The 22,052-nt window shown below is 65.6% G+C and carries 25 protein-coding genes, 1 tRNA gene and 1 pseudogene; 18 read left to right on the top strand and 9 right to left on the bottom strand.

Going from position 1 to position 22,052, the window contains the following annotated elements; translation table 11 throughout:
- Positions 1-248, top strand: a 248-nt coding sequence (locus Q8814_RS15255) for an ArsR/SmtB family transcription factor (RefSeq protein ID WP_330152863.1), incomplete at its 5' end; no start/stop codon positions are given.
- A 225-nt stretch (positions 249-473) separates the two neighbouring features.
- Here Q8814_RS15255 and Q8814_RS15260 read toward each other — a convergent pair.
- On the bottom strand, positions 474-926 hold the full coding sequence (locus tag Q8814_RS15260) for an SRPBCC family protein (protein WP_330152864.1): 453 nt from the start codon (positions 924-926) through the stop codon (positions 474-476).
- A gap of 112 nt (positions 927-1,038) precedes the next feature.
- Here Q8814_RS15260 and Q8814_RS15265 point away from each other — a divergent pair, with 112 nt between their 5' ends.
- The 5 genes from Q8814_RS15265 to Q8814_RS15285 all read left to right on the top strand — a co-directional run bounded on the left by Q8814_RS15265 (position 1,039) and on the right by Q8814_RS15285 (position 5,793).
- A complete protein-coding gene (locus tag Q8814_RS15265) occupies positions 1,039-1,923 on the top strand; it encodes a helix-turn-helix domain-containing protein (RefSeq protein WP_330152865.1) in 885 nt (294 codons plus the stop codon).
- 91 nt (positions 1,924-2,014) lie between these two features.
- Entirely contained in the window at positions 2,015-3,622 is a 1,608-nt protein-coding gene (locus tag Q8814_RS15270; protein WP_330152866.1) for an AMP-binding protein, read from the top strand.
- The gene (locus Q8814_RS15275) at positions 3,595-4,878 is read left to right on the top strand and encodes a wax ester/triacylglycerol synthase domain-containing protein (RefSeq protein ID WP_330152867.1); all 1,284 of its coding nucleotides are present in this window, start codon (positions 3,595-3,597) and stop codon (positions 4,876-4,878) included. The genes Q8814_RS15270 and Q8814_RS15275 overlap by 28 nt, the downstream gene beginning before the upstream one ends.
- An 84-nt stretch (positions 4,879-4,962) precedes the next feature.
- Positions 4,963-5,304: an ArsR/SmtB family transcription factor gene (locus tag Q8814_RS15280; protein WP_330152868.1), complete on the top strand. Its 342-nt coding sequence runs from the start codon at positions 4,963-4,965 to the stop codon at positions 5,302-5,304.
- A 3-nt stretch (positions 5,305-5,307) separates the two neighbouring features.
- Positions 5,308-5,793, top strand: coding sequence for an SRPBCC family protein (locus tag Q8814_RS15285; protein ID WP_330152869.1), 486 nt, complete (start codon positions 5,308-5,310; stop codon positions 5,791-5,793).
- A 34-nt stretch (positions 5,794-5,827) separates the two neighbouring features.
- On the opposite strand, the gene Q8814_RS15290 is transcribed toward Q8814_RS15285, so the two are convergent.
- From Q8814_RS15290 to Q8814_RS15315, 6 genes are all read right to left on the bottom strand, one after another.
- Positions 5,828-6,361, bottom strand: a complete 534-nt coding sequence (locus tag Q8814_RS15290; protein WP_330152870.1) for a hypothetical protein — start codon at positions 6,359-6,361, stop codon at positions 5,828-5,830.
- Between the two features lie 100 nt (positions 6,362-6,461).
- Positions 6,462-7,661: an NAD(P)/FAD-dependent oxidoreductase gene (locus Q8814_RS15295; protein WP_330152871.1), complete on the bottom strand. Its 1,200-nt coding sequence runs from the start codon at positions 7,659-7,661 to the stop codon at positions 6,462-6,464.
- Positions 7,662-7,678: 17 nt separating this feature from the next.
- Positions 7,679-9,055, bottom strand: coding sequence for an MBL fold metallo-hydrolase (locus Q8814_RS15300; protein WP_330152872.1), 1,377 nt, complete (start codon positions 9,053-9,055; stop codon positions 7,679-7,681).
- Between the two features lie 218 nt (positions 9,056-9,273).
- Positions 9,274-9,933 (bottom strand): dTMP kinase, encoded by a 660-nt coding sequence (locus tag Q8814_RS15305; protein ID WP_330152873.1) that lies wholly within the window; start codon positions 9,931-9,933, stop codon positions 9,274-9,276.
- 244 nt (positions 9,934-10,177) lie between these two features.
- Positions 10,178-10,248 (bottom strand) — tRNA-Gly (locus Q8814_RS15310).
- Positions 10,249-10,333: 85 nt separating this feature from the next.
- Complete coding sequence (locus Q8814_RS15315) at positions 10,334-11,155, bottom strand: oxygenase MpaB family protein (RefSeq protein ID WP_330152874.1); 822 nt, start codon at positions 11,153-11,155, stop codon at positions 10,334-10,336.
- Between the two features lie 88 nt (positions 11,156-11,243).
- Here Q8814_RS15315 and Q8814_RS15320 point away from each other — a divergent pair, with 88 nt between their 5' ends.
- Complete coding sequence (locus tag Q8814_RS15320) at positions 11,244-11,882, top strand: TetR/AcrR family transcriptional regulator (RefSeq protein ID WP_330152875.1); 639 nt, start codon at positions 11,244-11,246, stop codon at positions 11,880-11,882.
- Between the two features lie 68 nt (positions 11,883-11,950).
- Positions 11,951-12,541, top strand: a complete 591-nt coding sequence (gene dcd / locus Q8814_RS15325) for a dCTP deaminase (protein WP_330152876.1) — start codon at positions 11,951-11,953, stop codon at positions 12,539-12,541.
- Positions 12,542-12,590: 49 nt separating this feature from the next.
- Here the strand turns inward: dcd and Q8814_RS15330 are convergent, their stop codons facing one another.
- The gene (locus Q8814_RS15330; protein ID WP_330152877.1) at positions 12,591-13,112 is read right to left on the bottom strand and encodes an AMIN-like domain-containing (lipo)protein; all 522 of its coding nucleotides are present in this window, start codon (positions 13,110-13,112) and stop codon (positions 12,591-12,593) included.
- A 365-nt stretch (positions 13,113-13,477) separates the two neighbouring features.
- Here Q8814_RS15330 and Q8814_RS15335 point away from each other — a divergent pair.
- Positions 13,478-13,765 (top strand): annotated as a pseudogene (locus Q8814_RS15335) (SelT/SelW/SelH family protein); the annotation flags it as partial.
- A gap of 57 nt (positions 13,766-13,822) precedes the next feature.
- Here Q8814_RS15335 and Q8814_RS15340 read toward each other — a convergent pair.
- A complete protein-coding gene (locus Q8814_RS15340; protein ID WP_330152886.1) occupies positions 13,823-14,077 on the bottom strand; it encodes a hypothetical protein in 255 nt (84 codons plus the stop codon).
- Positions 14,078-14,285: 208 nt separating this feature from the next.
- On the opposite strand from Q8814_RS15340, the gene Q8814_RS15345 reads away from it, so the two are divergent.
- The 9 genes from Q8814_RS15345 to Q8814_RS15385 form a co-directional block, all read left to right on the top strand.
- Positions 14,286-14,420, top strand: a complete 135-nt coding sequence (locus Q8814_RS15345) for a hypothetical protein (RefSeq protein ID WP_330152887.1) — start codon at positions 14,286-14,288, stop codon at positions 14,418-14,420.
- Positions 14,421-14,521: 101 nt separating this feature from the next.
- Positions 14,522-15,175: a phosphate signaling complex protein PhoU gene (gene phoU / locus Q8814_RS15350; protein ID WP_330152878.1), complete on the top strand. Its 654-nt coding sequence runs from the start codon at positions 14,522-14,524 to the stop codon at positions 15,173-15,175.
- Entirely contained in the window at positions 15,172-16,350 is a 1,179-nt protein-coding gene (locus tag Q8814_RS15355; protein WP_330152879.1) for a MalY/PatB family protein, read from the top strand. The genes phoU and Q8814_RS15355 overlap by 4 nt, the downstream gene beginning before the upstream one ends.
- Before the next feature lie 421 nt (positions 16,351-16,771).
- Positions 16,772-16,927 (top strand): hypothetical protein, encoded by a 156-nt coding sequence (locus Q8814_RS15360; protein ID WP_330152880.1) that lies wholly within the window; start codon positions 16,772-16,774, stop codon positions 16,925-16,927.
- A 351-nt stretch (positions 16,928-17,278) separates the two neighbouring features.
- Positions 17,279-18,025, top strand: coding sequence for a GntR family transcriptional regulator (locus tag Q8814_RS15365; protein ID WP_330152881.1), 747 nt, complete (start codon positions 17,279-17,281; stop codon positions 18,023-18,025).
- A 17-nt stretch (positions 18,026-18,042) separates the two neighbouring features.
- On the top strand, positions 18,043-18,480 hold the full coding sequence (locus Q8814_RS15370; RefSeq protein ID WP_330152882.1) for a phosphonate C-P lyase system protein PhnG: 438 nt from the start codon (positions 18,043-18,045) through the stop codon (positions 18,478-18,480).
- Positions 18,477-19,061, top strand: a complete 585-nt coding sequence (gene phnH, locus Q8814_RS15375) for a phosphonate C-P lyase system protein PhnH (RefSeq protein WP_330152883.1) — start codon at positions 18,477-18,479, stop codon at positions 19,059-19,061. The genes Q8814_RS15370 and phnH overlap by 4 nt, the downstream gene beginning before the upstream one ends.
- A gap of 1 nt (position 19,062) precedes the next feature.
- Complete coding sequence (locus tag Q8814_RS15380; protein WP_330152884.1) at positions 19,063-20,172, top strand: carbon-phosphorus lyase complex subunit PhnI; 1,110 nt, start codon at positions 19,063-19,065, stop codon at positions 20,170-20,172.
- Positions 20,172-22,052: alpha-D-ribose 1-methylphosphonate 5-phosphate C-P-lyase PhnJ (locus Q8814_RS15385; protein WP_330152885.1), on the top strand; the 1,881-nt coding region annotated here is incomplete at its 3' end. The genes Q8814_RS15380 and Q8814_RS15385, both read left to right, overlap by 1 nt.

Consider the following 22,052-nt stretch of genomic DNA (forward strand, 5'->3'; position numbering starts at 1 on the left):
GGCTGCTCCTGCTGTGGCTGCTCAGCCTCGGCGTCGCCGACGTCACCGCACTGAGCGAAGCGTGCGGAGCGTCGCGCACCGCAGTCAGCCAGCACCTCGCCAAGCTGCGTTTCACCGGGCTGGTCGAGACTCGTAAGGAAGGTCGGCGGGTGATCTACCGGCTACGCGGCGGGCACCTCGCGCGACTGGTCCGCGAAGGTCTCAATCACGCCGACCACGTCGTCACCGGCGAACCACCCCACGAATAGGGAGCACACGGAGGCGACCATGCCCAGGGTGTGCACTCCACTGCTCCGGATGATTCAGGGTCGGTCCGGCGACGTCGGCAGCGTTTCGACCACCGGCCCGGGTGAGCAGGTCGAGCGTGAAACCGCTGCCCACATTGACCATCGGGCGACCGGCCTGATTGCTGAGTACGAGCACCGACGGTCCAGGTCCGGGCACGGGGTAGGCAGCGTCGAGTTCTCGCTCGATCATGACGAAGAGTCGCTCGTACGCTGAGGCTGCCGTCGAGGCGCCGAGGTGGGTCGGCGTTCGAGCGTCTGCCGGATGACGCGCAATCCCTGGTCGACCATGTCGGCGACAGGCGCCGCGAAGCTGTCGGGCGTCACGTCGGTGATCCAGACGAAGCGACTGCGACCGTCGGTGTCGGGGAAAACCTGCATCGACGCGTGATGGTGCCGAAGCGCGAACGAACCGCCGACCACGGCGTAGGCAATGCGGTGGGTGCGGTCGTCGAGGTCGACGATGAGCTCGTCGGCCACGGTGCCGTCTGCGAAGGTCACGGTTCTGATGTCGTCCTGGACGCGGGTGTCGGTGACGAACCCCGGCGCGAGGCGGTTGTGTACCTCGCCGACGTCGCGGAGCGCCGCCCAGACGAGCTCCGGTGTGCTGTCGATCAGGATTTCGCGGTGGATGGATGCCATGACGATCTCCTCGCTGTGCGATGTTCGGCTGCCTGTTCAGCGTGACTCCGGCAGCCGGGCAGGTCTTGTACTTCCTTGCAGGACTGTCGGACCTTCGGCATAACGTCGATGTGTGCTCACCGTTGTGCCCGTCGCAACCCGACCCGGCTTCGATGTCGAGGCGGTGACCTGCTGCGACGATCACACACAGTGGTCCGTGCCGGAGGTGTGCTACGAGTACCGTGTGGTGCTCGTGCGTCGGGGGAGATTCCGGCGTCGCGTTGCCGGCGTACCCACGGACATCGATCCGGCCGTCGCCTATCTGGGGACACCGGGCGAAGAGGAGAGCTTTGCGCATCCGATGGGCGGCGACGTCTGCACCGCGATCGGTGTGGCCCCGGAGTTGTGGCGCTCTCTGGCGGGCGATGGAGCGGGCCCGACGGCACAGGCCTTCTACGTCGACCCTCGGCTCGACCTGGCGCATCGCCGGCTCCTTGCTGCGGCACGGTCCGGCGACGTGGACTTTGCGGTCGCCGAGGAATTGTCGGCCCTGCTCGCGGCCGCGATCGATCGGGCGATGTCCGGACCGACCCCGCTCGCCGATGCGTCGAACGAGCGCACTCGGAGCTTGGTAGCGACGGCCCGGCACGCGATCGCAGACGGGGACCCCACCTCGGACACTCTTTTCTCGCTCGCCGAACTCCTCGACGTTTCTCCCTACCGTTTGAGCCGGGCATTCTCGCGGGCGCTCGGCGTCTCCGTGACCCACTATCGTCAGCGTGTCCGTATCGGGCGCGCCCTCGACCGTTTGGAGGAGGGGGAGCGCAACCTCGGCCTTCTTGCCGCTGACCTCGGTTACGCCGATCAGGCCCATCTGACCCGGACCATGCGTCGACACCTGGGCTTCACCCCGGCGACCCTGCGTCGCCTGCTGACCCCCGCACCGGAGACGCGTCCGATTCGAGTCGAGCGCGGCGGACACAGAGCCGATCGACCCGATTTCCCACGATGGATATGAAACGCGTTCTAGATTTTGTGGGCAACGTGTCATAAGTTCCAGTCATCGGGTCGACATCGCGGCCTGTAGGACCTGTAGGGAAGGAACGGCGATGCAGTTCAACCTCGCGGACGTCATCGAATCGGTCACAGCGGCGGTCCCGGATCGAGTCGCGCTGACATACGAAGACCAAAATCTCACCTATGGCGAGCTGGAGGCCGAGGCCAACCGAACTGCACACCTGTTCGCCGAGGCGGGGATCTCGCACGGGGATCATGTGGCCCTGTTTCTGAAGAACAGCGTCGAGCACGTGACCAGCATCCTCGGCCTGATCAAGATTCGCGCTGTACCTATCAACATCAACTACCGGTACACGCAGTCCGAGCTCGAGTACATCTTCACGAACTCCGACTCGGTGGCCGTGGCCGTCGAGCTTCCCGAACACCAGCGTCTGCTCGCGTCGCTTCTCGACGCGTGTCCGAAGATCCGGACGGTGTTCGTGGTGGGGGAGACGACGGACGAACTCCGTGGTGCCGCCGAGCGTCGTTCCGTGGCCGTGGTTCCCTTTTCGGACGCGCGCGATCTGTCACCGGCGGCGGACTTTCCCGCCCGCTCCGGCGACGATCTGTATCTGCTCTACACCGGCGGAACCACCGGATACCCGAAGGGTGTGATGTGGCGGCACGACGACTTCTTCCGCAAGCCTCTCTCCGGTGGCAACCCGTACGGCGACGAACCGCGGCGAGATCTCGCCGAGATTGCTTCTGCGGCCAAGGAATTCCCCGAGCTGGCATTCCTCATTGCAGCACCGCTCATGCACGGCGCGGCGCTGTACTCGCTGTTCACGTTCCTCATCCTCGGTGCTCGTGTCGTCCTCAAGCGGGACTTCGACCCCAAGCAGGTCGTCGAAGCCATCGAAAAAGACAGGCTGCAGGTCATCCTGATCGTCGGCGACGCCATGGGTCTACCGCTGGTCGACGAGATGGAGCGGCGGCAGGGCGAAGTCGATTACAGCTCGCTCTTCTCGATCACCTCGGGCGGCGCGATCTGGTCCACGAGTGTGCGCGACCGCATGCTCGCGGTGAAGCCGGAGCTGCTCCTGCGCGACAATTTCGGGGCTTCGGAATCGGGCAACGACGGCGCGCTCACGATCGACGAAAGTGGAACGCTGCGTATGGCACCGTCGCCCAACATGATTCTGGTCGACGAGAGGCTCGAGGAGATTCCGCCGGGGTCCGACGACGTCGGCTACATCGCCCGGATCGGCAACGTGCCCCTCGGCTACTACAAGGACGAGGAAAAGACCGCCAGGACGTTCCCGACCCGCGCCGACGGTACCCGCCTGGCGGTGCTCGGCGACATGGGCACGGTGGAATCCGACGGCACCATCGTGTTCCTCGGACGCGGCTCGCAGTGCATCAACACCGGCGGCGAGAAAGTCTTCGCCGAAGAAGTCGAGGCCACGCTGCACGGGCATCCGTCGATCGTCGACGCGCTGGTCGTGCCGATGCCCGACGAGCGCTTGGGGCAGCTCGTCGCCGCCGTGATCGCGACCTATCCCGACTCCGACGAGTTGACCCTGGACGCTGTTCAGGAGCACTGCCGTAAATCGCTGGCAGGGTACAAGATTCCACGTGCGATCGTCCTCGTCGACGAAGTCAAGCGCACTCCCGCCGGCAAAGCCGACTACCGATGGGCGACATCCATGGTCTCTTCGTAGCCACCGCGATGACAATTCCGTCCGACGTTCCGATTTCAGCGGAAGACACCGCGATTCTCGGGATCAACATCACCGGCCAGCCCTACGTGGTGACCATTGCCGCGATGTTGTCTCCCGGCGGTTTCGTCGACGTGGACGGCCGTCCGGACGTGGAGCGGATCAGGGATTTTCTGGAACCACGTGTGGCGCGGGAGGCGGAACTGCAGCAGCGGCCGGAACGCCGAGACGGCCGTTGGTGGTGGGTCCACGTGCCGGTCGTGATGTCGGCGCACATCACCGTCGAATCCGTGTCCGGCGATGACGGCTTCGAAACACTGTGCGGGCGCAAGGTTATGGAGGCGCTCCCACCGGATCGGCCACTGTGGCACATCGCCCTTGTCCCCGGAGCCCGTCCGGGGCGCTGTGGAATCGTGGTGCGATTGCATCACGCGGTGGTCGACGGTGCGCGGGCGAGCGCCCTGCTCGAACGGCTCTTCGATCCCGTCGAGAGTCCCGACACCGCCGAACCACCCGAGGCCGGAGCGCCTCGGGTGACGGCGGCGCGGGACGGTCCCTCGTTCGGAGCACGTCTGCGCCACGGCCTGCGTATGTTTCTTCGGCGTCCCGTTCGCTCGCGGGTACTGCTCGGGCCGGTGAGTGCTGCTCGCGACGTGGGTGCGACCAGTGTGGACCTCGCCCGGTTGGACGCGGGCGCGCGCGCCCGCGGAGCCACCGTCAACGATGCATACCTCTTCGCGGTCGGCCAGGGGCTTCGTACGGTGCTCACGGACGCAGGCGAGTCGATACCGGACGGGATCACGGTTTCGGTGCCGGTGCGCATCGCCTCTCGGGACGGGACGCACAACGCGGTCGGAGTCATGCTCGTCACCGTCCCCCTCGCGGAATGCGAAGGGGCGCTGGGAATCATTGCGCAGCGAACGTCGGAGGCGAAGCCGCTCGCTCGGGCCGCCGGCAGCTCGGTCGGGTCGCCGCGGTTCACTCGCTTGTTCAATTTGTTCACTCGTCACCAGCGCGTCATCGCGACGGTCGCATCGAACGTGCGTGGCCCGCGACATGTTCTGGCGCTCGACGGCGCACCGCTGACCGAGATGTGGGCGCTCGGTCCGCTCGCCGGAAACCTGCGCGTCGGCTTCACCGCCGCGTCGTACGCCGGGCGGCTGTCGGTCGGCATCGAATGCGACGCAGGTCATCTCACGTCCGCATCGCGGATCGCGACGTCCGTCGGCAGGGCGCTGCAGTCGATCGCCGACCACTGAGGGTAGCCACCGCCACCTGCTCGATCTCGAGGGAGTCGTTCGAGGTCTTGACAACGTACAACCATTTGGTTGTATATTAATGCTGTGCACGGAGACGACGAGGACCGGACCGACGCCCTGTTCCAAGCGCTTGCAGACCGGACCCGCCGCGACATCATGCGGCGGGTGCTGGCCGGGGAGCGCTCCGTCTCCGCACTCGCGGCGAGGTATGAGATGAGCTTCGCTGCGGTTCAGAAGCACGTTGCCGTGCTGGAGAAGGCCGGCCTGCTCACCAAGCGGCGCAACGGTCGGGAGCAGTTGGCCAGTGGCGACGTGGCGGCGGTGCGATCGGTGGCGTCCATGCTCACCGAGCTGGAACAGATTTGGCGCGGTCGCATCGCGCGCATCGACGAACTCATCGCATCCGACTCGACCGAGGAGAGCTGAGCCATGCCTGTAATCGACGTCCGGCAGGACCTCGACAACCTGACACTGACCATCACCGCCGACTTCGCTGCACCCGTGGAGCGAATCTGGCAGGTCTACGCCGACCCGCGTCAACTGGAGAAGGTTTGGGGCCCGCCGTCCTACCCCGCGACCGTCGTGGACCACGACCTCACTCCCGGCGGTCGCACGGCCTACTTCATGACCGGTCCGGACGGTGAGAAGTACGCCGGATACTGGCAGATCACGGCCGTCGACGAACCTTCGAGCTTTTCCTTCGCCGACGGTTTCGCCGACCCGGACTTCAATCCGAATCCGGAGCTGCCGGTTTCGGAGAACGTGTACACCTTCACCGAACGCGACGGCGGCACCCGCGCAACGTATGTGAGCACCTTCGAGTCCGCCGAGGCGCTCCAGCAGGTGCTCGACATGGGTGTGGTCGAGGGTGCCTCGTCGGCGATCAATCAGATCGACGACCTGATTGCCTCGTGACAGCACCCGTGCTCGGACGGTGAAGGAGGAAGGTTCAGGGGACGGTCACTCCGGTCGAAACCGGAATGCTCGGGCGGTCGGTCCGCATGGTGAGGCGAACCCGTCCCGGGCCCGTCCCCAGGTGCACGTTCATCGGATGGGTGCTGTTGTTGCTCGCGGGTATGTACCGACTCACGGAACCGCTTCTGCCGGTGTCGAAGTTGTGCCAATCGATGATTGCCGTGACGTCGCAGGCCAGGATGGTCGGTGCCCACTCACCCAAAGGTGAGAATCCTTGTGAGATAAGTAATTCGACGGAATGGACAGCGCCGGGCGAGGCGGAGTACTCCCACAGGGGGCCGTCGAACGCGGTCCCGTCGGCGACGAGCACGCCTACGCAGATGCCGTTTCCCAGCGTCAACACCGGAGCCATTCCGACGTCCGCCATGGCGCACGTGCGGGGTCCGACGTTCGACCATCCGAGCATGCAGGGAGCGGCGGCGCCGGCGACACTTGGTGTCGCAACGAACGCCGCCGCACCCATGAGCCCCGCAACTGCGGCTGAAACGAACCTGTGTCCGATTGTCATGGTCGGATCGTATTCGGTGTCCCTTACCCCGGCCGCGTATACGCGGATCGCGTTGTGGAGGAGCGATTCCGGACTTCTGATGGAGGGACGAGCGGAACGCTCAGGCCATGCCCTTGAGCATCAGGTTCCAATACATGAAGGGCAGGCCGTATTTCTTCAGGTACCAGTACGCCCGGTGCGGCTCCGCGGGATCGAGTATCGGGAACGTCGGTTTCATCTGCAGCGAGTAGTCGAACTCGGCGAGCAGCATCGCACGTGACGACGTGACGATCGGGCACGACGAGTAGCCGTCGTAGCTCGCCGGCAATGGTCGGCCGTGCAGGAACGCGTCGATGTTGGCGGCGACGACCGGGGCCTGTTTGCGAATGGCGGCACCGGTCTTGGAGTTCGGTGTAGAGCCGGCATCGCCGAGTCCGAAAACGTTGGGATACCGCACGTGTTGCAGTGTGTGGGCGTCGACGTCGACGTATCCGTTTGCGTCGCCCGTCGACAACGGGCTTGCTTTGATCCAGTCCGGCGCCGACTGGTGCGGCGCGACATGCAGGACGTCGTAGGGCAGCGTGGTGTCGGTGCCACCCTCGGTGACGCCGGCGACCGTCACCTTGCGGCTCGCCGCATCGACGGAGGTCACCTCGGAGGCGGTGTGCAGGTGGATGCCGTAGTCGGCGACGACCGCGTCGAGGCTGTCGGCGATCGCGGGGATGCCGAAGGTTCGCGGCGTCGGCAGGATCAGGTGCACGTCGATGTCGGACAGTACGCCTTCCCTCCGCCAGTAATCGGCCGCCAGATAGGCGATCTTCTGGGGAGCGCCGGCGCATTTGATCGGACCGGACGGCATTGCGAACACCGCCGTTCCGGAGCGGGTGTTCCGGATGAACTCCCAGGTGCGGGGTGCGAGGTCGAACCTGTAATTCGAAGACACCCCGTTCTTCCCGAGGGTGTCTTCGAGGCCCTCGGTGCGGTTCCAGTCGAGTTGCAGTCCGGGACTCACCACCAGTACGTCGTACTCGTAGGTCGCGCCGTCGGCGCAGGTAACGGTGTTGTTCTTCGGGTCGATCTCCGCGGCGGCGTTCTTGATCCAGGTTGCGCCCTTGGGCATCACTGACGCCTCGGGGCGTGCGGAGGTCGCTGCAGTCGCCTTCCCGCCGCCTACCAGTGTCCACAGCGCCTGGTAGTAGTGCGTGTCGGACGGCTCGACGACGGCGACGTCGGAGTGGCCTTTGCGTAGCATTCGCGCCGCGACCGTGATACCGGCGGTTCCGCCGCCCAGGATCAGGATTTTATGTTTGCCGGTAGCCATTACAACTCTCCTCGCGTTCATGCAGCCGGAGCTACTTGTTCCCATGCGGCGTAGCCGCCGATCAGGTCGCTGACGTCAGCAAAGCCTCTTTGCCGCAACAGGCTCGAGGCGATCGACGAGCGGTAACCGCCCGCGCAGTACACGACCGTCGGCCGCGCGGCGTCCAGTTCGTCGAGCCTCCGGGCGAGCTGGGCCAGCGGGATTTCGATCGCGCCCGGGATGACCCCGTCCGCGGTCTCACCCGGGTTGCGGACGTCGACGAGTTGGAGACCTTCGAGTTCGGCGGCGCGCTCGCGCAATGTGGTCGCCGTCAATCGCGATGCGACGCGGACATCGTCCGGATGCTCCACCATGCTGTCGTAGGGGAGGTCGAGATAGCCGGTGACCCGGTCGAATCCGATGCGGGCCAGCCGGTTCTTGCCCTCGAGGTCCTGGCCGGGTGTGGTGAGGAGCACGATGTCGGTGTCGGGGGAGAGCACCGAGCCGGTGTACTCGGCGTATCGGCCGTCGAGGCCGATGTTGATCGCGTCGCGGAAGTGGCCACGAGCGAACTCGTCCGTGCTGCGGCCGTCGATGAGCACGGCACCCTCGTCCAGTGCTCTGCGTACTTCTTCGTAGCTCATCGCGGTAGGCATTTCGGACTCGTCGAGCAGGTCGTGTGCCTTGCGGTTCAGGACGGCGTCGTAGATGAAGTAGTCGGGAGCGGGGGGTTGCCCTTCGGAGACCAGCGCGATGAAAGTCGCCTTGTCCGGCGCGTGCAGCGCGTAATTCGCCAGTTTCTGGTCGCCGATCGTCGACGACAGTTCGGTCGACAGGTTCTTGCCGCATGCCGATCCCGCTCCGTGCGCCGGATACACGCGTGTCGGATCGGGCAGCGTCATCAGCTTGTCGTGCAGCGAGTCGTAGAGCATGGATGCGAGCTCGTCCCGGGCGTAGCCGATCGATGCCAACAGATCGGGCCGACCCACATCGCCGATGAACAGGGTGTCGCCGGTGAAGACGCCGTACGGTGAGGCGTCTGCGTGTTCGTAGACCACGATGGACAGCGACTCCGGGGTGTGGCCGGGGGTGTGGCGGAACTCCAACGTCACCTCGCCGAGCGAATAGCGCTCGCCGTCAGAGACGCCCTTGAACTCGAACTCGGGTTCCGCAACCGAGGAGTAGACGATTGCGGCGCCGGTGGCCTCGGCCAGCTCGAGGTGGCCCGAGACGAAGTCGGCGTGAAAGTGCGTCTCGAGTACGAGTTCGATGGTGAATCCGAACTTCTCTGCATCGGCGAGGTATTCGGACACGTCCCGCTGTGGATCGAGGACCACCGCGCGTCCGGTCGTCTCGTCACCGACCAGATATGACGCATGTGACAGGCAGTCCAAGTAGTACTGAATGAGCTTCATGGGCGAACTCCTCTCGTCGTCCTACCGTTCCGCCATACCTGGGGGGGTATTTAGGGTTACAAGGGAATATACCCCCATCCGTATTTGAGTCAAGGCGTCCGACGTGTCGCTCGGGTGAATCGACGCCATGGAAGTCGGTGTGAGCCGGGCTGATGGGCGATCTGGGCACGGGAGACCGTCGGCGGGGGACCTATGTCATGTGTGCCGACGCCGGGCGGTCACCGATCGTTCTGCTCTGCCAGAAATCCCTTGGCGTGCAGAGCATCGAGGCAGGTTTGCACGTTCTCGTCCAGGTCGGCGTCGGCGCGCAGCACGGTGAGTCCGTTCTCACCGGCCATTCGCCGGAGCGCCGAGTTGTAGCGCTCGACGAAGGCGATGTCCTGGTCGAACTTGCCGGGAATCTCACCATCACGTCGGACGACCCGGTCTACGATCATCTCCGCGGGACCGTCGAGGACGAAGCAGAGGTCCGGCGCGACGATATCGGCGACGGCCTCGGGTATCCACGAAACCTGTGTGCGACCGCGGGCTTCGAAGAGCGCAACCATGTCGAACAGGTAGCGGTTGGCAATTACGAGCTCGCCGCGGTTCAGCGCTGGAAGGATTGTGTCCGCTTGGTGGGCGTGGCAGTCCGCGAGATTGAACAGCAACAGTGCCTGTTCGGGAAGCTCTCGTCCGGTGCCCGTGCCGAACAGACTTCGCTGCGCGCGCGCGTCCCGCCGCCACCACTCCGACGGTGCCCATGCCGGCGTGCACGCTCTCGTCGGCGAGATGTGGGCCGACAGCCGTTCCTCCAACGTCGATTTCCCACTGCCGTCGAACCCGCAGATCGCAAGCAGTGCCCCTGATTGCCCGTGCGGCGTGAGCCGGATGGTCATTTCGCTCCTCCTCGACAGGTCGCCGGACGTAGCAGCAACCATGACAGTGAAGTCGATTGTCCCTCGGGCACTCGAATGCGGTCTTCACGATGCAGGTGACGCACTCCCAGGACGACGCTTCGAGGGATGCTGCGACCGTTTTCGGTGCGGTAGTGACACACATGTGACACCGCCGGTCCGGGACACATCGGGTGTGACAGCAGAAAACCCGCTCCCATGCTGGTGGGGGCGGGTTTTTTGTGGGAGCCGATGACGGGAATCGAACCCGCGTATTCAGCTTGGGAAGCTGATGTTCTACCATTGAACTACATCGGCACGCTGGGCTTTTGCCGATTTTCATCGGCTCCGGCCCTCGCTCGGAGCAAACTTTAGCAGACTCTCTCGGGTGGTTGCGAAGTCCCTATACGAGTGACCGTCCGGTGCGGATCCGCCACCTCAGGTCGGCCATCAGCAGTCGGTACGGTGCTTCGCGGAGTGGGACGGGTATCCGCTTGTTCACAGTTCCGATCGTCCGCATGAGCCGTTCGAATCGCCGTTGGTCTTTCGGTGTCCAGCTGAGCAGCATCTGGTCGCGGAACAGTTGGGGCAGGAACCCGGCGGTGAAGAACAGATTGAGCGGGCCGAACAGCAGCGACACGGGCCTGGGCAGGAACTCGAGTTTCGCGATGGAGAGCAGGTGCTCGCGGATCGGCTCGTCGATCCGGACCTTCTCGAGCCCTTCGTTCCAGTACTCCTCGAAGGCTTCGCGGTCGGCCGGCCACATGTCTTCCGGAACCTGCAGGGTGGTCCCGAAGGTGGAGCCCCGCTGGTAGAAGTAGTCGATCGCGTGATCGGGGATGGGGCCGTAGAGCGCGCGGTGGACGTCTTCGAATCCGCGGTAGATGCACGACGCGACCCAGAGTTGGAGTGCGGGGTCGAAGGCGTTGTATTTCACGGGGCTCGAGTCGGTGGACCGCACCTGCGCGTGTGCTTTGTTGACGCCGTTGCGGAAGAGTTTCTTCTCTTCGTCGGTGCCTACGGCTGCGACCGCGAGGTAGGTGAGGGTGGTGCGGGCCCGCTTGATGGGGTGGTCGAACAGTCGCCCGGATTCGACGCGGCTTTCCAATACTCCGTAGCCGACGCCCGGCCACGACAGCTGCATGATGATGTTCGCGGCGCCTGCCGCGAGGCCCAGTCCGTCCATCGTGTCGTCGAGACCTGTGGGTTTGTCGATTATGGTCATTGCTTCCCCCTCTTCGCGCATTAACTGAGTACGACTGTAGTCAGATGAATTGCGGGCGTAAAGAGGCATCACTGAGAAGATGGAGAGTATGGCGACAGGACGGCTCTACGGTGGACGCGCGGGCGAGGAACGACAGGCCGATCGGCGGGCCCAGTTGATCGAGGCCGGCCTCGACCTTCTCGGCACTGCCGACGGAGATCCGATCCTGTCGGTGCGTGGCGTGTGTAAGCGCGCCGGTCTCGCGTCGCGCTACTTCTACGAGAACTTCTCCGACCGCGACGCGCTGACCGGCGCCGTCTACGACCACGTCGTGCAGCGCATCGCCGAAAGCACCCTCGCAGCGGTGGACCGCGCTCCACGCGACGACGACCGGGCGATCGTGCGTGCGTGCGTGGAGAACATCGTGCGCGAGATCGCCGACGACCCGCGGCTGGGCCGCATGTTGTTCTCCGTCAGTCAGGCCAATGCCCAGCTCGCCAAGCGGCGCCTCGACTCGACGCGCATGTTCGCCGGTCTCGTGACGGCGCAGGCCGAGAACATCTATGCCGTCACGCCCAGCCCTCGGCTGGATCTGGCGGCGCACTACGTGGTCGGTGGACTCGCGCAGGCGCTCACCGCGTGGCTCGACGACACGGTGCCGTTGAGTCAGGAGGATGTCGTCGACGAATGCACCGAACTGGTCTACACCATGTCCGCGGTGCTGCGGCGTGGCGACCGCGACAGTTAGCCCGCGACAGTTGACCGGTGGCACACACGCCCGGGCATCGACCGCTGCGAGGTTGTTAACCTCTACGCGTGCTGCTCTCCGATCGCGATATCCGCGCCCAGATCGCCTCCGGGCATCTCGGCATCGACCCCTTCGACCCGGACCTCGTGCAGCCGTCCAGCGTGGACGTCCGGTTGGACAGTTTGTTTCGTGTGTTCAACAACACCCGCTACACGCACATCGATCCCGCGAAGCAGCAGGACGAGCTGACCTCGCTGGTGCAGGTTCCACCCGGTGAGTCGTTCGTGCTGCATCCCGGCGAGTTCGTGCTCGGTTCGACGATGGAACGTTGCTCGCTGCCCGACGACCTCGCGGGGCGTCTCGAAGGAAAGTCGTCGCTCGGGCGTCTGGGCCTGCTGACCCACTCGACGGCGGGATTCATCGATCCGGGTTTCGACGGGCACATCACCCTCGAGCTGTCGAACGTCGCCAACCTGCCGATCACGCTGTGGCCGGGCATGAAGATCGGTCAGTTGTGCTTGTTCCGGCTGACGAGCCCCGCCGAGTATCCGTACGGCAGCGCGAAGGTCGGATCGAAGTACCAGGGGCAGCGCGGGCCGACACCGTCGAAGGCGTACCTGAACTTCGTTCACGAGCATCCGGACGCCCGCCCGAGCTGAGCGACAGCGCCGGCACCCCGCGAATTTTCGTATCCGTTCTCTACGGCACCTACCAGAGGTGGGCGACGTCGAGCACCACCCGCGACCCGTTGCCCGGTCCGTCGAGTGTGAACACCCGGAACGGCAGTCGTGCGCGCACTCCGACACCGAGGGTGGTCTGTCCTTCGAAACTGCCGGCCGAGGCCACCTGACGGAACGTGCGGTAGCCGGTGACGTTCACGAGTTCGTTGCTGCGCGGCAGGTCGTATCCCGGGGCGCGGACGATCATCTGCAAGTACGCCCCTCCGCGCAGCGGAACGGGGAATCCGGAGCCGTCCTGCGTGACTTCCGGGACGTAGCGGACGAGATAGCCGGCTGCGGGGCCGGCGAGATCGACGACGATGCGGTCGAAGCACGGGTGCTGCCCGGAGCGGACGGAGGTGATCGGCGAGGTGACCATCGCCGGGCTCGACTTGTCCGTCGAGCCCCAGTGGATGCCGCAGTAGGGCGTCGCGGCAGACGCGTTCGGGCTGATGAGTCCGAGCCCCGCGATGAGTGTTGCCATCGCGAGCCACACAAGGATTTTTCTCATGATGCACTTCCCTGACGTGTGGCGTGTGGTAGTTGATCGCGACAGGTGAGCGCTGCGTTACAACGCGCTGTGTTTCTCGCGAATTTCGTCGGAAGCGAGCAAAAGGCCAGCTGGAAGATGCAATTCGGTGTCCGGAGCGGGTGGTGGACCGGCTGGAACGGAATCACAATTCGATAGTTTCGGGTAATACTCGCGAGTAACAATCTTGATCGATAGACTCTCGTCGGTGTCGTCCTCCTGTCCCCCCTGCGAGGACGACCGCGCGGGCCGGTAACCCCCCATCGCCGGTCTGCGCACGAGCCTCACCGACCCACCACCACGGGTCGGTGGGGCTTCGTCTTTCGCCGTCGATACGCTCTTCCGGTATGACCGAGAGCAAGCCGCGCATCGCCATCGAATACTGCACACAGTGTCAGTGGCTTCTGCGCGCCGGGTGGATGGCGCAGGAACTCCTCAACACTTTCGGTACCGACATCGGCGAAGTTGCGCTCGTGCCCGGCACCGGTGGGGTCTTCCGCGTCACGGCACACAACACGGTGGTATGGGATCGCAAGCAGGACAGCGGATTTCCCGACATCGTCACACTGAAGAAACGCGTCCGGGACGTAGTGGACCCCGCTCGTCATCTCGGGCACGCCGATCGCGCGCATCCAGTGGAGCCATGGGGCTCGCCGCGGCGAAGGACGGGAGCCGGACGGGCAGATGCCCGGTCATCCGCCGAGGTTGGCCACCGTGGAATCCAGGGTGCTCGCCCTCAGTTCGAGATCGCTGTCGGTGTACTCGCGGTCCTGTGGCAACTGCTCACGAAGCTCTACGCGCGTGAGCACGACGAAAGCCCGATTCCCGTCGGTGACCTCGTCGGCACCCACCACCCGGAATCTGCCCTCGTCGAGAACTAGCGCGGGATCGGTGAGTTCGGAGCCGAGCAGCTCGCGCAGATCGTCGGCCGTCAGATGGGTAGTCACGTCATCCTCCTGGGTAGGTAACCTGCATTTCCTGACGTACCCGGCCGGGCGGTCGCCGAATCCGGACCGTGCGACAGACCCCGGGGGCCACACGAATCCGCGCGGAGAGTTATAGTGATGGCAGTCACTCAATGGGGTGGGGAGTGATTTGCGCCTGCCGGGCATGCCGGCATCTGAACAACGGGGATCGATCGAATTGACCACTTGCATGACCGGCACACCGCAGACCTCTTCCGCGATGCCGGGTAGTACCGAATGGATCAAGGCGCATCTCGCGCGGATGGACGACATCGCCGCACCTGCTGTGGACGAACAGCCTCTGGCGGAGGCCCTCGCCGACTGAGGCAGCCCTTCGTATTTCGACATGTAACGCAACGGCAGAACAGGTACCGTCGCGACGTCGCAACCTACGACGAGGCCGACTGCGCCGGACAGGAGGAACACATGAGGGCGTTGTTCACGCAGCAGCTGGACGAACTGCTGGGGCGTCTCGGTGAACTCGCCGAATTGTCGGGTCAAGGACTGGCCTTGGCAACCAAGGCCCTGTTCGACACAGACCTCGACGCCGCGCAGTACGCACTCGACCTCGACGAACAACTCGAAGACCTGCAGGTCGATTGCAGCAACCGAGCGGTGAAAATTTTGGCACTGCAGCACCCGGTGGCGGCCGACCTGCGGTTGGTCTTCTCCGCCGTGCGGATCAGTACCGATCTGGAACGCATGGGGCAGTTGACCCAGCACATTGCCCGCGTGGCGCGCCGCAGGTTCCCCGACCGGCTCGTCAACGATGCGCTGCGCGACGAGCTGACACAGATGGCGGAGCTGTCCGCGGTCATCGCCGGGCGACTGAGCGACGCCTTCACGGACCTCGACGTCGACTCGATCGCGAAGATCCGCGTCGTCAACGCCGAACTCGACGACGTCCACTCCCGGGTGCTGTCGGCCGTCGAGGAACCCTCGCGGGGCGGCGATGTCGCCACTGCCATCGACATTGCCCTGATCGCCAGGTTCTACGGGCGGTTCGGCGATCAGGCGGTCGACGTCGCCGACCGGCTGATCTTCTTCGTCACGGGTCGTCGTCCCGCGTCGGCCGCTTGAGCGGTGTGGAATTCCCTGGGTTCGACGACCTCGACATCGAAGGTCTGTCGACACGAGCAGGCGTCAAGTGGGCCTACGCTGCCGAGTCCGGGCTACTGCCGGCATGGGTGGCGGACATGGACTTTCCGGTTGCACCCGAGATTCGTCGCGCGCTCCACGAACTGATCGACCGGAGCGACCTCGGTTACCCGTACTGGGCCCGCGGGACCCCGCTGCGTGAGGAGTTCGCGCGACGGATGCACTACCGGTACGGCTGGGATCTCGATCCTGCTGCGGTCCGTGAGCAGACCGACCTCATCCAGGCGTTGCAGCTCATCCTGCACCTGAGTACGAGCCGCGGCGACGCCGTCGCGATCCAGACGCCCAACTATCCACCGTTTCTCGCAACACTTCGCCGAATGGGATTGCAGCAAATAGATTTTCCGTTCGTCGACTCGGGTGACGGTTGGGTGCTCGATTTCGCAGGGTTCGAGCAGCGCGTGGTCCGGCACCGGCCGAGGGTTCTGGTGCTGGTCAACCCGCACAATCCGACAGGTCGCGTCCACACCCGTGACGAACTCGAGCGGATCGCCGATCTCGCAGTGCGATTCGACATGCTGGTGGTCAGCGACGAAATCCATGCCGAGTTGATCTACGAGCCCCACCGGCACATTCCGTTTGCGTCTCTCGGACCCGAGGTCGCCTCCCGGACGGTGACGGTCACCTCTGCGAGCAAGTCGTTCAACCTTGCAGGATTACGTTGTGCGGTAGTTCATTACGGGGATCACGGAGTGATGCAGCGCCGTGATGCGGAGCCGTTCGATCTGTACGGCGCGGTATCGGTTCCGAGTGTCGTCGCCACGCTCGCGGCATGGCAGCACGGAGATGCCTGGCAGCACGACCTGATTCGGGTACTCGAGCGAAACCGGGCGCGGGTGCGCGATGTGCTCGCCGAGGCGGTACCACGGGTGCGACATCACCCACCGGAAGGTACGTACCTCGGCTGGGTGAACGTGGAACCGCTCGGTCTCGACGATCCGGTCGGCCGGGTGCGTGAACTCGGGCGCGTGCTGGTCGACGGCGGGGTTCGCTTCGGTAGTGGGTCCGGCAACTTCCTGCGGATCAACTTCGCGACATCCGCGGGGATCCTCAACAGGGTGCTCGCCGGGGTCGTCGAGGGGTTGACCGCGCGCTGATTCCCCGAGGCGGGCGACGCTTCCCGAGGTGTTGCGCCTCCGCCGCCCGCCGGGAATTACGTTAACACAGGCATCGAACGTATGATCGAACAATGGGTCTCTATCGCACAACCGGCGGGTGGGCCGAGCCGGCGCCTTCTCGCTGTCCGAACGGTCACCGGCTCGGACCTGATCGGACACTCGTGGGATCCCAGGTGTGCGACTGCGGTGCGCTGCACCGCACCCATCTGTGCCGGGAATGTGAAGCGGTCGTCTATGCCCCGCCCATCGGTGACCACTGCCGGTTGCGCGCGTTCGACGAACGTTGACTCCGATTCGGGATACACAAGTGGGCAGATGCATTTATGGTCGAGTGCGCAAGCCGATACGTGAGAGGAACGCGATGAGGGCAGCCGCGACGCGAGGGGTGACTGTCTGTGTGATGGCATTTGCGGCGGTCCTGGCCGCCGCTCCGAGTGCTGTCGCGGAGCAGTCGTCACAGGAGGTGACCGAAAGCGGCGGCTCCAGCGCGATCGGGAGCGTGGAAATCTTCAGCTGGGTAGTGGCTTTCCTGGCGAGCGCTCTGGGTCTGACGTAGAGGCAGGATGGGTGCAGATGCTTGTCCGCCGGGAGGACGGGCAGGAAAGCCCCGCCAGCGATTTCGAGGGGAGGAGCCGGCGGGGCCCTGCGCTGCATCTCCTGTGTCGGGGAGGACTTTCGGGAGATACGCCACAGTTGACGTGGCGAAACGCAGTTTAGACACACGTCGAACGCACGGTCCAGGATTGATACCGAAAAGATATGTGACGCACTGACGAAGCAGTCCAGCACACGCAGTCGTACAGTGTCGTAGCACACACGAACAACTCGCTGATTCGTTCAGCTGCGTTTCCCTTCCGATTACCTGCGGTGAAGTTGTCTGTACAACTCCGCCCGCGACAGTAATGGCGTGACGGAGCGCAACGGATACCAAGTGATCGCCGGTCGGCTCGCCGACGAGGTTGCCGAGCTCGCACCCGGGACGAAACTTGCCAGTGAGCACGAGCTGATGGACCGCTTCGGCGTGGGCCGGGCCTCGGCGCGCGCGGCGGTGCAGGAACTCGAGCGACGCGGACTCGTGCGTCGGGTGCGAGGCTCCGGCACATTCGTCAACCGTCGTATCGACTACGTCATCTCCAGGGAGCGACGACCGTCGTGGCACCGCACGGTCGAATCGGCCGGTGCAGTGCCACGGTCGACGGTGCTGTCGTCGCAACTCCGACCCGTGCCGGAACGCTGCGCGCACTATCTCGGCGTCGAACCCGGCACCGAGGTCCACCACATGCGCCGGTTGCGGTTCGTCGACGACCACGTGGCGGCGGTGGGGGAGGAATGGGTCAAGCGCGATGCGCTCACCGAACTCGGTCCGGCGATGCGCATCGAGGAATCCCTCGACGAACTGTTGCGGCAGATGGGCCGCGTCGATGTGGTGCGGTCCTGGTGCCGCACGGCGATGGAATTGCCGTCGGAGGAAATCCAGGCGGCGCTCGAGATGAACTATGTTGCGCCCGTGTGGGTTGTGGAGAGCATCAACCGCGACGCCGCAACCGGCACGGCCGTCACCTACAGCACGGCGTGGATGCGGGCCGACGTGATCCGAGTGGTCATGGAGATCGGCGACACCGAACCCGCCCCGAACATTGCACTTCACCGATGAAAGCAGGGCATATCCGCATGACCTCACATGTCTACACCAGGGAGCGGCTCACCGAATTGCTCGCCGCGGCAACGGAACAGGATCTCGTTGCCGCCGCCGACCGGTGCCTGTCCGACGGTGCCGAACTCACGGTGCTCAGCGCACCCGAAATTGGTTGTGTGGCAACACAGGTACGCGAACCGATCGGTCACGTCCGTTTCTACCTCGGCAATGTGCTGGCCTGCCAGGCGGAGGTGCGTCTCGGCGACACCCGCGGTTGGGCGATGCGGATGGGTGACGACCGCGCCGCTGTCCTGGCTGCCGCAGTCTGCGACGCCGAGATGGCGGCCGGCCGCCCCCAGGCCGACCACGTGCGCGATCTGTGTGCCCGGGTCGAGGCCGAACTGGGCCGTGCCGACCGCGAGGAATGGGCGCAGATAGCGCCGACGATCGTTCAATTCGAGGAGCTCACATGACCACCACCGATTCGGTTCTGGGGGTCGGTCTCGATCCCGTTGTTGCACAACGTGTGTACCGATCCGTGCTGGACGCCTTCACGCGTCCCGGCCGGGTGCGGACGCTGCCCGATACGGAATTCCCGCCCGCGCTGTTGCCGGCGCTCGCATTGGCCGACCTCGAAACCGGTGTCACCGTGCTCGAGGCGGACGACACCGACTGGAGCGAGGTGCTCGCCGTGGCGACCGGCGCGCCCGTCGCCGCCGCCGCGCACTCCAAGTACGTCACCGTGCTCCGCCCGGTCGCCGCAGAAGATCTCGCGACAGCCGACCGCGGTTGCGCCCTCTCTCCGGAATCTGCCGCGACTGTCGTCTGTGCGATCCCGTCGCTCGACGGCGGCGTACCGGTGACCCTCACCGGTCCGGGAATCGCAGAAACCGAAGCGATTTCGCCGCAGGGATTCGACGAGGCGCTCTGGAACGCACGCGCCGTGGCCACCGCCGACTTCCCCGCCGGCATCGACCTGCTGCTCGTCGCCGACGACGGCACGATGCTCGGCGTACCCCGCACCACGCGCGTCCGCACCGGACAGGAGAACTGACATGGGATATTCGGGAGCCCGCGGCGGCCTCGACGCGATCCTCGCCGCCGAAAGCCTCGTCCGCACCGCCCGCGAGAGCGACGGTTCACCGCGGATGAGCACCGACCAGATCACCGGCCGTATGCGACTCGCCGTCGACCGCGTCATGGGCGAAGGTTCCCTCTACGACGCCGATACCGCCGCCGACGCGCTGCGCCAGGCGGAGGGGGACGTCATCGAGGCCACCCACCTCGTCCGCGCCCACCAGTCGACCCTGCCGCGGCTTGCGATCAGCGAACCGGTCGACCCCGACGAGATGACGGTGCTGCGCCGGATCGTCCCCGCGTGGCGCACTCCGGAAGGTCCGCAGCTGCTGGGCCGCACCAGCGACTACACGGGCCGCATGCTCGTCCGCGACGACGAGCCGGTCGCCCCCACGATCATCGACGAGACGCCGGCACCCGAACGCCGCGACACCGAGCGTCATCCGCAACGCTTCTCGGACATGCTGCGCGAGATGAACCTTCTCGCCGACAGCCGGCCGGCCGACGGGTCCGATCCGGAACCGTTCGATATCTCCCGGCATCCCGCGGCGCCGCCCGCGCCCCGCTCGGCGGTGCTGGCCTCGATGGCCCGCGCGGAGACCGGTTCACTGATCGGCACCTGGTACCGCTCCATCCGTGGCACCGAGGGCAATCTCCACGAGGTCACGCTCGGCGAGGTACGGCACGGGCGAGTCCCCGTGCGGGTACGGCACCCGCACACGGGTAATCCGTTCGCGCTCGGAAATATTCGCGTCACCGAGTGCGAGGCCATCGAAGATCTCAACGGCCCGGACGAGGACCGGGGCCGGTTCGATGTCGGCTACGGCCTGTGCTTCGGGCACAACGAACGCAAGGCCATCGCCATGGCGAACCTCGATATCGCCTGCCGGCGCTTCGGCGACAGCGGCGGACTCGAACAGACCCTGCTGCTCACCACCGACGGCCTCGACTCGTGCGGTTTCCTCGAGCACCTCAAACTGCCGCACTACGTCACGTTCCGCTCGATGATCGACCGCAAACTGGCCGTGCAGGCCGGCGCGGACGACATCCCGGACCGGAACACCGAACCTCTCGGAAGGACCTGCTGATGACCGACCTGCTGACATCCCGGGCCGCAGCGCCGGACACGGCCGGTTCCCGGCTCACCCACACGCTCGACGCGATCGACGCCGCGACCCGTGCGCGGGGCATCCTCGACGAGGGATCCAAACGCGAGATCCGTCGCGCCACCCTGACCGCCGTGTGCGTGCCCGGTTACCTGACCCCCTTCGGCTCCCGGGAGATGCCCGTCGCCCGCGGGTGGGGTTCGGGTGGCCTGCAGGTCACGCTCGGGCTGGTCGGCGGCGACGACACCGTCAAGGTCATCGACCAGGGTGACGACGACGGGGTCAATGCCACCAACCTGCGTCGCCTCATCGAGTCCAGCGAGAAGTGCGCGAGCACCAAGGACACCCGCGAGGCCACGATCATCCAGTCCCGGCACCGCATCCCGGAAGAGCCGATGGCCGAGGACCAGATCCTGGTGCTGCAGGTGCCGAACTCGGAACCGCTACGTGCGGTGCAGAAGTCGGTGACCGAATGCGCCCGCATGCACGCCGAGGCCGACTACTCGATGATGTGGGTCAGCCTGTACGAGGATCTGGTGCGCAACGGTGTGATCACCAAGACCACCGGCTATCCGGTCCTGGTCGACGGCCGCTACGTGATGATCACCTCGCCGATACCGCGGTGGGACGTTCCGCGCCTGAACAATTCACCGTTCCTGACACTGCTCGGCGCCGGACGGGAGAAGCGCATCTTCGCGGTGCCGCCCTACACTCCGGTGCAGCCGCTGACGTTCGACGATGTGCCGTTCGAGGTGGAGGGCTCCGGCGGGCAGCGCTGTGTGCGGTGCGCGTCGTCCGACACGTTCCTCGTCGAAGCGTCGCCCGGGCGGATGATGTGCAGCGATGTCGAGTGGTGCACCCGCGTCGTCGACGGTGACGTGGACGCCGGAAACCACACCGAGCACGCTCCGCTGCAGTACCTGCCGGACCCGCAACGCCGGGTGCGCGCGGCACGCGCCGTGACCCGGCACAACCCCGACGACCTCGCCGACCGGCCGGTGCCCGCGCACTCCGACGGCTGGACCCTCGCGGCCCGCGGCGTCGGCAAGGTGCACGGTCCCGGTGGCGCCGACGCGGTGCCAGGCACCGGCCCGGCCACCGGTACGGCGATCAGCCCACGCACCGGCGCGGTCGTCGCGGCGTGGGATGTGTCCTTCGACGTGGCTCCCGGCGAGGCGCTCGGCCTGATCGGCGAGTCGGGCTCGGGCAAATCCACCGTGCTGCGCTGCCTCATCGGTGACGAAAAGGCCACCGCCGGGTCGATGTTCCTCACCACCGTCGGCGACGGCACCACCGACGTGTTCACCCTGGCGGACACGGAGCGGCGCGCATTGCGCATCGACACCCTCGGACTGGTGCACCAGAACCCCGCCGACGGGCTCACCATGACCGTCTCGGCCGGCGGCAACATCGCCGAGCGGCTCACCGCGGCGGGGTGGCGCAACTACTACGAGATCCGCGACCGGGCGGCGTACCTCCTCGAGAAGGTCGAGGTGCCCCTCGACCGCATGGACGATCCCGTCCACACCTTCTCCGGTGGCATGCGACAGCGGGTGCAGATCGCCAAGGCCCTCGCGACCGACCCGCGGGTGTTGCTCCTCGACGAGCCCACCACCGGTCTCGACGCGTCCGTCGCCGCGGGCGTGCTCGACCTGCTGCGCAACCTGCTTGCCGAGCGCGACACCGCCGCGGTGGTCGTCAGCCACGACTTCGCGGTCATCGAAGCGCTCACCGATCGCACCCTGGTGATGAACGTGGGCCGTGTCGTCGAGACCGGGCTCACCGATCAGCTCTTCCAGGACCCCCACCGGGAGCCTCTCCTCGCCGAGAATACTACTCTCATCAGACGTAAACAGTATTTT

The organism is Rhodococcus chondri, from assembly GCF_036327435.1.
GTDB lineage: Bacteria > Actinomycetota > Actinomycetes > Mycobacteriales > Mycobacteriaceae > Rhodococcus > Rhodococcus chondri.